The sequence below is a fragment of the Bacteroidota bacterium genome (assembly GCA_030706565.1).
In the GTDB taxonomy this organism is placed as follows: Bacteria; Bacteroidota; Bacteroidia; order Bacteroidales; family JAUZOH01; genus JAUZOH01.
Map to the genome: position 1 here is coordinate 1 of JAUZOH010000089.1, position 12259 is coordinate 12259.

The 12259-nt window shown below is 41.4% G+C and carries 7 protein-coding genes; all 7 read right to left on the reverse strand.

The features are described 5' to 3' along the window. A partial coding sequence (locus Q8907_06615) for a hypothetical protein (GenBank protein MDP4273934.1) occupies positions 1-278 on the reverse strand: 278 nt, incomplete at its 3' end. A gap of 2 nt (positions 279-280) precedes the next feature. Continuing rightward, entirely contained in the window at positions 281-3382 is a 3102-nt protein-coding gene (locus tag Q8907_06620) for a CusA/CzcA family heavy metal efflux RND transporter (GenBank protein ID MDP4273935.1), read from the reverse strand. A gap of 10 nt (positions 3383-3392) precedes the next feature. Continuing rightward, a complete protein-coding gene (locus tag Q8907_06625) occupies positions 3393-4514 on the reverse strand; it encodes an efflux RND transporter periplasmic adaptor subunit (GenBank protein ID MDP4273936.1) in 1122 nt (373 codons plus the stop codon). A gap of 990 nt (positions 4515-5504) precedes the next feature. Continuing rightward, entirely contained in the window at positions 5505-6386 is an 882-nt protein-coding gene (locus Q8907_06630) for a hypothetical protein (protein ID MDP4273937.1), read from the reverse strand. Between the two features lie 60 nt (positions 6387-6446). Then, positions 6447-8549, reverse strand: a complete 2103-nt coding sequence (locus Q8907_06635) for an OmpA family protein (protein MDP4273938.1) — start codon at positions 8547-8549, stop codon at positions 6447-6449. An 18-nt stretch (positions 8550-8567) separates the two neighbouring features. Continuing rightward, positions 8568-9608 (reverse strand): PorP/SprF family type IX secretion system membrane protein, encoded by a 1041-nt coding sequence (locus Q8907_06640; protein MDP4273939.1) that lies wholly within the window; start codon positions 9606-9608, stop codon positions 8568-8570. Positions 9609-9634: 26 nt separating this feature from the next. Further along, a partial coding sequence (locus Q8907_06645; protein MDP4273940.1) for a PKD domain-containing protein occupies positions 9635-12259 on the reverse strand: 2625 nt, incomplete at its 5' end.

Sequence of the window (12259 nt, forward strand, 5' to 3'; positions counted from 1 at the left end):
GTCTCCATGTTCTGCCCCAGCTTCATCGTCTGATCCTGGTTATTGGTATATCCCAACGAAATCTGGGGGTCAGGAAAAACATGGGCAGCCTTTAAGGAAGCTTCCGCAATACTTACATCCAGCTGCTTGGCAATGTAGCCCAGGTTTCCCTTTGAAACATTAACCAGGTACTGGTCCAGCGAAACCGGGATGTTTACCGGTACTGCCTTTTGCTGGGCCATGACAATTCCGGAAAACACCGTTAAAACAACAGTATATATAATTGATATTTTTTTCATTATTACTGAATTAAAAGTTCATCTTTGGCCCGTCGCTTTGCTCTCCACTGTTCAAGCATATAGTACAGCGCAGGAAGCGCGTAAAGGGTCAGAATTGTTCCGAATGCATGGCCGTAAACAATTACGGTAGCAAGCGGACGCTGCACATCGGAACCGATATTGGTGGATAATGAGGCCGGCACCAGACCGAGAATAGCCACTGTCGAAGTCATCAGAATCTGCCGCAAACGATGGGTTGCCCCCTTAATGACGGCATCCTTAAGCGGAAGCCCCTGCTTCTGAAGCCCGTTCATATGCGAAATCATCAACACCCCATTCATGATGAAGATTCCGAACAGGGCGATAAATCCCACGGCCGAAGAAACGTTAAAGGTCATTCCGGAGATATTCAGTCCAACCATTCCACCGAACACACACAGGGGCAACATGCCGATCTGAAGCCAGGCCTGCTGGAAATTCCCGAAGCTCCAGAACAGCAACAGGAACATCAGAGCCAGGGATAAAGGGACAATCAGCATCAGTCGCGTATAGGCACGGCGCTGGTTGTCGAACTGTCCGCTCCATTTAATCTGAAAACGGCTGTGATCGTACTGAATGTTCCGTTCTATGGCTTCGTTGGCCTTATGCAGAAAAGAAGTAATATCGCAATTACGGAGATTTACCCGCACATTGATGAATCGTTTGTTCTCCTCGCGGGTAATCATGCCGGCACCAGTGGTTGTTTTAATTTCGGCGATCTGTGACAAAGGTATCTTTGCCCCAGAAGAAGATGTCAGCAAAAGATTCCCGATATTTTCGGGCGTTTCGCGCGAAGCCTCATTGTAACGGCAGGTTACATCATAAGCTTTATTCCCGATAAAAACCTGGGATATTGCTTTTCCGCCAATTGCAACTTCAATAAGCTGGCTGACATCCGCCACATTCAACCCATACAGGGCAACCTTGTCGCGGTCGGCATTGATCTGCAACTGAGGCAGCGGCGGTTCCTGCTCGATACTGACATCCTCAGCCCCCTTAATATGCCTGACAATATCTTGCACCTGTTCGGCAATCCGCCTGGCTTCCGTCTGGTCATCGCCATAAATTTTTATGGCCAGGTCGCTGTGCGATCCGGCAATCTGATCCATCACCATGTCGATGATAGGCTGAGAGAAACCGATCTGGTAACCGGACAGCTTGCTAAAATCGCCTTTCATCTCGTTAATCAGGTCGTTTTTCCTTTTCCCGTGTTTCCATTCGTTATAAGGTTTCAGGCCGACAGAACACTCAACATGGGAGAATGAAAATGGATCGACGCCCTCATCGTCCCTGCCTACCTGGGTCATGGCATAGGTCACCTCATCAAATTTCAGGATATGCTTGCGGAGGGTATCCACCATGGTTTTAGACTTTTCGAGCGTGATGCCCGGAGGCAACTGAACCTGCATCCAGATGGAGCCTTCATCCAGGGATGGAAGAAAATCCTTACCGACAGTAATCGATAAAATGATGGTACAAAAAAGCACAATGGACAAGGGGATAAATACTTTTTTCGGATTCTTCAGCAATCTGCTTACAAACTGATGATACCAGCTGGTAAGCCTGCCAAGCCAACGATTACGGTATACTTTCTGTGGTTTGCGGTAAATCATGTAAGCCAGACCGGGAATCAGCAGCATGGCAACGGCCATTGCCCCCAGAATGGCATACCCAACCGTGAAAGCCATAGGAGTAAACATTTTCTTCTCGATACGCTCGAAGGTAAACAAAGGCAAATACGCCATAATGATGATCAGCATGGAAAAGAAAATGGGTTTGCCCATCTCCGCACAGCGCTTTGCAATATTATCAGGATGGAGACATTCGCTGAAATTTTCCTCACGTTTTCGCAAAACTGTTTCGAGCATCACGATAGCACCTTCCACGATAATGCCAAAGTCTATTGCCCCGAGTGATAATAAATTCGCGGGGATATTCGTAAAATGCATCAGGATAAAAGCGATAAGAAGAGAAAGAGGGATAGTTAGCGCAATAACCAAAGCGCCCTGCCAACTTCCAAGAAAAATAATCAGGACTGCAATTACCAGCAGCATTCCAAAGAAAAGAGTATGTGAAACCGTATGTAAGGTAGCATCAACCAGATGTGACCGGTCCATGTATACATGAATCTTCACATCCTTGGGAAGGATTTTGTTGTTCAGTTCATCGATAGCCGCATGAACATTCACAAGCACGGAAGAAGCATTTTCGTACCTGAGCAACTGAACAGTGCCTTCAACCCCGTCGGAATTATCACCCCGCCGGTCAGTAAATCCCATTACCCCTTTACGTTCCAGGTTCCCGTATTTTACCGTTCCCAGATCGTTCAAATATATGGGGACTCCATTAACCGTTTTGACAACAATTTTTCCCAGATCATCAAGATCCTTAATCAGTCCAACGCCCCTGATGACATAAGACAAATCACCGCGGCTGAGCATGCTTCCCCCTGCGTTGGTATTGTTCTTATTCACACTTTCGACAACATCATTGAGTGTGATATCGTATTTGGCAAGTTTTACAGGATCAATCTCTATCTGATACTGGGTAGTAATTCCCCCGAAGTTTGCAACGTCGGCTACGCCCATTACCTGTTTGATACGCGGGACAATCACCCACTTCTGCAAGTCCGTCAACTCACGAAGGTTTCTTGTTTTGCTTTCGACAACATAACGACAGACCTCACCGGTAGCAGAAGTAAGAGGTTCCAGTTCGGGTTCGGCATCAAAGGGAAGTTGTACTCCGTTAATCCTTTCCTGCACCCGCTGGCGGGCCCAGTAATCGTCAACTCCATCCTTGAATACCAGAATAATAGTAGAAATACCAAAGGCATTGCGACTACGCATGGTCTGCAAGCCAGGCATACCGTTTAGTTCACGTTCAAGGGGAATGGTAATCTGCTGTTCTATTTCTTCAGCAGCCAATCCGGGCACCTGGGTAGAAACCTGAACAGTGACATCAGCAATATCAGGATAAGCATCAATGGGCAACTGAAACCACGAATACACGCCAATTGCCGCTACCAGCACAAAACAGGTCGCAATCAATAGACGACGGCGCAAAAAAAGTTTAAATAATTTTTCCATAGCCCGTCCTCTATTGTAAGTAAATACCACCGTCGGCTACGATAACACTGCCACTTTGAAGGCCGGTATTTACCACCAGGTTGCTGCTATCGGTAGTAGAAACCGTCACCTGTTTCTTCACAAAACGATTTGCAGCAATTCGGACGTAAACAAAACTTTTATCCCCCTGCTGTAAAACCGAACTGGCCGGAACGATCAAAGCACTTGAATGATGATGAATAAAATCAACGGTGACAAACATGCCCGGCTTCAGTATTTTGTTATGATTTCCGCAAACAATGTATACTTCAACCGAACGGGTTTGCTCATCCATCATATTTCCTACATAATCCACAAAACCATACAAAGGAGAATCGGGAAAACTTTCGGTCAGGACTTTAACTTTATCCTGTCTACTGACCTGTCCAATGTTTTTCTCTTTGACCTGTGCCACCACCCATACCTTCTCAAGATCGGCAACAGTCACAACCGGGTCGGCATCAACCTTTTGATACTGCCCGACAATGATATTATCTTTGACCACTTCACCTCCAATGGGCGAACGGACCATCAAAGGAGCTGCAATATTCAGGTTGGACGTATGGGTATTAAAAATTTTTAAAGTTGCCACTGCTTTTTCATATTCTTTTTGAGCAACCGCATAATCAGCTTCAGCTTCTTCCAATTCCTTTTTTGAAGCGATGCCATGGTCCGCCAGATCCTTTTTGCGCCCGTAATTTTTTTCGCTTAACAACTTTGCCTGTTTAGCGGCAATTAAATCCTTAACAGCATTCAGATAATCAACCGATGAAAACTGAAAAAGAGGAGAACCTTTAGAAATTCTTTGGCCCAACCGCACGCACGACCGTATAATCCTGCCGTCAAAAGGGGCGGAAACTTCTGCCAGATGGCCGGAAAGAGGCTTGACCGTCCCGGTAGTTTTGCATAAAGAATTGTAACTTTCAGAAGCAACTGTAAATAATTTCAATTTCGATAAAACAGGCGAATTAGCGGCTACAGTAACCGTATCGCCAGAAATTTCAATATCAGAGGTATCCTGGGATTCTTTATCTTTTCCCCTTTTACAGGCAACCCATAAAATCATTGATAATGAAACAAAAATCAGATATATTTTAAAATTAAATTTTTTCATCTTTAACCTAACTAATAGTAAATATTATATAATCAGCAATATTCCCCTATACTAACAGATTATCAGAAAAAAAGCACTTGTTCTTTCTGTCAGAAAATCAAATAGATACCAGGATTAAGAATATACAGGCAATTAAGCTTAAAATGCGGCACAGAAGAACATAAGGCCATGCCATACTCATTTTTGCTTACCAATAGCCGGAGAACCATAGTTCAATCAACAATGGAAATGATCTGATTTATACGACTCCCCACCTTCTTCTAAAACAAGTGAATTTCCCTGGTCCGGGTTTATTTTCGGGATATAAATTTCCCATTGCAACAAATAACTCTTAGTTTTTTAACTAAAACTTATGTTGTTAAATAATTTGCTGCAATGCTATAGGAAATCAACAAACAGGGGGCGCTCGTAATAGGGTATTGGAAATACATTTCCGGATGACATAAGTAAAAACCGAATAGTATTTAATTTCGATTTGTTTACATAGCGGAACGGGAACTACAGTTACTAAGTTAACAGCACTCCAGTTTGCTTCATTCAATAACTGAATGGTCTCATATCCTTCAGCTGAATGTTGATGCGATTGAAAAGGAGATTTGTTGGCCGGATTGTGCTTATAAGGATGGGAATGAATGATAATCTCCCCATTCACCAAATGCTCATGGTAGAAAGAAGTTATGCTAATGTAATATCCTAGAAATATTACAAGAAGGAAGTATGTAATGAAACCTGAACTATTTTTCCTGATCTTCAGCATATAAAATATTCCACAAAATCCTCCAGCTCAATTTTAATGGCGGTAAAATTAATCAACTTATGCTAAGTTAAACCCATTGATGAGAATTTTGTTCAAGAAAAAATTACAGATCCCTCTGATTTTTTTATTAATCTGCTAACCAATGAAAAAAGGCCCCAGCGAATATGCCACAATACAGGCAGACTTCACTAATTAACCAACAGTCTATAAAAATCAGGTTTAATGCAATAATTTTAATTTTTCAAATATTGCCTGTACTTGCGATAATAATAGTACATCCTGCGGTACTGAAGAGGAGTGAAAACACATTTGCAGTTGTCCTGTGAATCCGACATGATGTTCGCAACAGTGGGCACATAATACTTGCCATTCGAATCCTTCGCAGAACCTGTATAGGTGCAGGTACTGTCAACCTGCAAGTATAAATTCGGATCGGCATAAGTATCGCAAATAAAATCACCGCTTTTGTCACAGTTCTTTTCGCTTACCTGCTCAATGCCTCCTACGGTATCATGCGTAGCAAGCAATCCCATAAAATGCCCCAGCATGGTGGTCAGATACTTGCCGCTTGCATATTCTTTGTCCAAAAAGATCACATTACTGTCCTTATAAACCGGGAAATAGGTGAATCCATAAGTTGTCCGCCCGGGTGTTGATGTTTTATAAGTTCCCAAGTTGATTGAATCGACCAGAAAGAGGTTCACATGGTCGGCCAGCCGATATAAGGTTAAAAGCTCTGTTTTGTTAGAATTATATGTGACATAAGAGTAATTATAATCATTGACGTAATTTACTGAATCTATAAAAAACTGAATACCAATATTTTTAAAGAAACTATTGGCTACATTCAGGCTGTTTTCTATATTTCCAACGCTTACCCCTGCTTCTCCCTTTATATTTCTTACAATATTCAGGCGCAAAGGGATTTTTGCAATGGAATCCGTGGTATTCAGATCAAAAGAAAAGGCATTTTCATCGGTGTAATTATTAATAATTTCATTGATGTAGACCTTTGTACCCTTAACGCCATCGGGTAAGGTTGTCACCTGAGCATAAGAACTGTATTGGCATACACCAAGAATAAAGATGAAAAGACCAGATTTTATCCTATTCATAATCATATATTTTCGAAATTATCGTTTTAACATTCTTTATTGACTATAACAATTGATCCATCACTCATCATTTTTCTGATTGGAAATATCTCCGACAATTTTAATTTCCGTTCTTCGGTTTAATTGCCGGCCGGCCGGATTATCCGAACCATCGGAATTTGTATTCGGTGCAATCGGTATACTCATTCCATATCCTTTTGCTATCAGCCTTTCGCGAGCAATGCCTTTGGAAACGATATAATTCACAACATTATCAGCACGTTTTTGCGATAAAGTCATGTTATAAAGTTCAGTGCCCATATTATCGGTATGCGAACCGATTTCAACAATCGCGTTTGGGAATAATTTGAAAAGAGGGATCAGGGTTGAATCTATGGCACGCATGGCCGAATCCGAAAGCTTGAACTGATCATAATCATAATAAATATTGGCCCTGAAATCGAGTTTAGGTACGTAATTAATCTGGGTTGTTTCAATATTTACCGTATCAGAGCAGCTTACGCCAAACGTGCTGACCTTCACCTTTTTCTCGAAATAGCCGTAATTCTTGACTAAAATCTGATAATGTTTATTACGCTGCAGATCAAAATGGTACCTTCCATCCTGCCCTGTAGTTGTTTTTGAAATCAGGATTTCATCGCCATCTTTCTCACCGGCCAAGTACAATTCAACAGGCACATCGGACAAAGCAATGTTACTTTCAGGATATTGTATTCCAAGGTGATACTTTTCATTAAGTTTTTTAAACAAATCGGAATTTACTGAATTTTTAACCAATCCGCCGGAATATAAGCTTGTACACTCATTGATTTTAAAGGTGAAAATATCATCGCAACAGTTCCCGTTGCCAAAAGTCATGGAACCGGGACGATTTGAAGTGAAAAAACCTTCCTTATTGCTTTTCAAAATTGAAAAATAATAATCGTCATAAGACGAATTGATGGGTTTGGGTAAAGGAACTGCCTCTGTCCATTTTCTCTCCGAACCTGTAGCTTTATAAATGTCAAAGCCGCCAAAGCCGGTTTTCTGCCCTTTCGAACTGAAATAAAGTGTCCGGGTGGACAAATCGTAATATGGACAGCAGTCATCCCCTATAGTATTCACCCCTTTTGATGCATTCTGAGGAACCTTATAGGTGTTGGTTTTAGGATTATATTCGCTGTACCATATATCTAAACCGCCTTTGCCTCCGGGCCTGTTTGAAACAAAATACAAAACTTCGTGGCCGGTTCTCAGGTTTTTACCAAGAGCCGGCTGGGTGCTGGTATAATTTTCATCATTTACCGGATAGGGAAGCTTCTCGGGGGTTCCCCATTTTTCCCCCTCCAAATGGCTGACATAAATCTCGCAGACATCGACATTCTGCCAGTTTTTCCGCATACGCGTGAAATACAGGCGCTGGCCATCTTCCGAAATAATAGCATTGCCAGTATTATACCCGGGATCATCCACCTCTCCCTGCAATAAACCTGCAGATTTCCAGTGGCCGTCAGTCCTTACTGCCTTATAAATCTGCCGCACCGGATTTACCGTTCTGGAATCAGCATAAGTTGCCCCATAAATAATCGTATTTTCATCAACCGGGAAAGGGGCAAAATCTATATTATCATGATTGATAGCCGCACCGGGATTCGAAACAGTTACAGCCCCGTCCAACTCCTGATTGGCTTTGGCCCAGGTTGCGCTTTCCAGATAAATCGCGGCCAGTTTGCGGAAATTATTTTTATCATTATTGTTCCTGTAATATTTCCTGAACTTTGTAAGTGCATCAACCGCATCGTCATATTTTTCAAGGTTCATGCTTACCACTCCCTTAAAATAATAGGCCAGAGGATATTTCCATTTTTTCTGAATGAGGACTGAATCGAAATATTGTTTGGCATTGGCATAATCCCTGACATTGAAGTATAAAGTTGCCAGCCTGTACGCCACTTTTGGGTCTTTCTTTTTCAGAAACAGATAGCGGTTGTAATAATCAATCGCATTATAAATATCTTTCTTCCTGTCGAACCTGAGCGCTTTTGTCTTATACTCTGTTATTGAATCCTTCGGCGAGGCCTGTGCAAAAATATAAACCGAATGTATGAGCATAAATGCAGCAACCCATAAAAAATATTTATCAAAACTCTTTATAACTTTATATTTCAAGTAATTGTTATTCATCGAAAGATAAATTATTAATTAATAAATATAACAAGGTTCCTTAACAGCCTTTTTTGATTGATTGCCAATAAATACCAATGATATTTCAAAAGCCCCGTTTAATGAAGTGGATTTCGACAAAGGAGATACATTGATATCATAACTAAGGCCCAGATCAAACCCGGAAAATTTGATCCCCCCGCCAAAAATCATCGCATCAACATCGCTGAGCGGATTCAGCCTGAACATATTGATCGCATAAACTCCTTTAACCGGACCTAACAAATCCTTAAGCTTATATTCTTCGGTACTACCCAAAAGAAACTCGCTAACTCCCGGAGTGGAACTAAACAGCAGGCAGGGAGTAATGTCCCACTGACTGCTTACCGGAACAACCACCTGCCCGTTGAAAGTCACTTTCATCGGCAAACGCGAAGTTTGTGAAGAAGTTGAAAAGGTAACCACAGGCCTTAATATATGGCTGACGGATAAACCCGCCGAGGGTAAAATGTTTCGGATAAGCGTACGCCAGAAGATGCCTATATTCAGGTCAAAATAATGCAGATTACCGGTTAAATCGCTTTCCGAACTGGGAAGTTGCGAATTAAACTGTGAAGTCACCTGGTCGAACTGGTTCCCAAAAGTTAAAGAGTTCATGTTAAATGACTTAAAACCAACGCCAGGCTGGAGCCCAAAGCTAAACTGATTGTTGTTGATTATTTTGGAATAACTCAATGAAAGTAAAAATTCATTGGCCGTTAAATTATATGCAGACGACTGATCGTGGATAATGAGCCCGCCAAGTCCAAAGGACTGGCCAGAAATGGAAAGCTTCTGATCGAGCGAAGTATAAAAAGTTTTATAAGGCTCCCCTACTTTTGCCCATTGATTCCTGTAATTATTGGCAAACCTGAGATTATCCCCTGACATTCCCGTATTAGCCGGATTGGTCATTAATGGAGTGGTGAAAAATTGCGAGAAATGCATGTCCTGTGCTTTTATACTTAATCCCGGAATAAAAGAAACAGCCAGGGTGAATATCCAGAAGTTGGTTTTTATATTTTTTAAATGACTGGTCATAGGTTTACATCATTTTATAATTTATTCTACTTCAATAACAGGAAGGTCCCTTTTTTCTCGAACTTATAGCCGCTGTTTGTTACAGCTTTAACATAATAAATATAGGTGTCAATATTTTGCAGGTGCCCGTCTACTTTGCCATCCCACCCCTGAGCGACATCCGTAGTAGAGAACACCACTTTACCCCAGCGGTCGAATATTTTCAGATCAAAATCCTTTATATTTTTAGACTCAAATTTGAAAACATCATTGTTTGAGTCGCCATTAGGTGTAAAGGCAGAAGGAGCTTCCAGATATGCATCATTAACAACCTTTATATTGAAATCCTCCATGAAATCGACACAACTGTTTGAAATCTCCACCTGATAAGTCACATTCTTAGTTGGCGATACACTGGGACTGCTGCAATGAAGGCAGGATATATTATAATTTGGAGACCAGGCATAATTAACCCCGGAGGTATCCACCGTCAGGATTAATTTTATGGCCTGCCCCAAACTGATTGTAGTATCACCCTGTGGGATCCGGGAATAATTCAGGGAATTGACATAAATCTTTTTCTTAGCTGTTGCAGAACAGCCATTCGCATCCGTTACTACAGCTGTATAAGTTGTGGTAGAAGAAGGACTTGCCGTAACATTGAACGATGAAGTGCTGCTGAGCCCGGTTGACGGGGTCCATTTGATGTTCCAACCCGATGAATCCCTGGCAGAAAGTGATATAGAGCTTTGCCCCTTGCACATCACAGTGTCTCCTGAGATAGAAGCAACAGGTGTTGTAACATTTATATAATTCTTTTTTGTAACCGTTTTACGACAGCCATTTTCAGAAGCAGTAAGCGATACAGTGTATTTTCCGGTTTTACTGTAAAGGTTGCTGTTATTATTCTGCGATGAATTCCCATTACCAAAATTCCAATATAAGTTAGTAACAGGATCGACTGGTGTGAAAGTCACTGTAGCTCCCGGGCAAACACCGGTTTTATCTGCTGTGAAATCACAGTTTATACCCCTGAGGGTAATGTCGGGTAAGGAATAACTTGCCTTGCACTTATGGATATCATAAACCATCAGTGTGGGTTGAAAAACCGTATCAACCGTACTTGTAAAATAATGTGAAAAAGGATTTGAATTTGTTAAGGTATCTTTGATTCCATCCTTAAAATCCCAGATCCATTTAACAACAGTACTATCTGTGGATGTACTGGTAAATTTAACCTTCAGTGTATCCACACAGCCGGTCGTTGTATCAGGCGAAAAACTTGCTGACGGCTTGAATACATATACATATCTTTTGGTCGAATCGATACAGCCATTGTCGGCAACAGCCGTCAGCAACAGTTTATATTTTCCTTTCTTGTTGTATATGTGGTTGTATGTTGTAAGATAGGTTCTACGGGTTTGCGAGCCATCACCAAAATCCCATAAAAAACCTTCATTATAACAAGTATTTATATAATCCTTGGAAGTAGAAGCATCAAGTTTAGCCGAATCCCCCACACATAAGATGGTATCCTTGATGGTATAATTGGCTTTTATTCCCCTGACTTTCACAACATGAGTCCTGGTCAGGCTGCAACCAGAAGAGTACTCCTTAGCCATCAGCTTTACCTTATAATCTCCGCTTTTGGGGAAAGTATATTTTAAAGTATCCACATTTTTAAAACTTGCGGTATCCACATTCCAGAAAAGGGAATCAGCCGGTTTTATATTTGATTTAAAATGGTAAACCATTGAACTGTCGCAAGAAAAGGATTGAAGAAAATTTCCTGCAGGGCCCTTGATTTTAAAAATTGCTTTCTTGGTGGTATCTGAAAAGCAGCCATTATAGCCTATCTCCAGACTGACATTTTTCACCCCTGTGGTATCGGAATAAATGGTAACAGAAGTATCGGGTTTGGAAGTAAAACTATAGTCAAAAAGATTAGGAGACCTGAAATGCCAGATATTTACAAAAGAATCTTTGTTCGACCAACTCTTGATGTGAATTTTTCCTTCATTACAAACAGTTGAATCAACCTGAAAATCAGGAATCAGCTTTTCGCCCACGACAACTTTAATCGTACGGGAGGTATCCGTACATCCATTACTGGATATTATTTCGGAAATGTAATATTCGCCAGGGTTTTTAAAATTATACCTGACCAGGGTCGAATCCAGAGGAGGAATAGTGTCTGCCCCTAATTTAAAAATACGTTTATCAATAGTATAGGGCGATCTGCTGCTATCGGCAAAACTAACCAGCAATGGAGCACAACCCGACATCATATCAGGCATAAACCGGGCTACAGGCAACAAAACGACAACCTCCTTTGTGATTGAATCCTGGCAGCCAATGCTGTCGGTGACAACCAGTTTAACAGGCACCTTTACCTTATTGATGTCATGATTATAAAGTTGCTCGTAAGTCTTGGAAGTAATATCGATGACATAAGAAGTATCCTTCCCCAGGGAAGAAAAAAGTTTATTTGAAGCATACCAGGCATAGCCAACAGCATTTTTTGAATTATTTTTAAGATTCACCAGGTGGGATTTTGAAGCGCAGTAAAATGAGGTATCCTGGGTGGTGAAATTTGCCGTTGGCCCCTGAAAAAAAGTCAAAACAACGCTTGTGTCTTTCTGGCTGGTTCCGTCAGAAACCGTAAGCTTAAC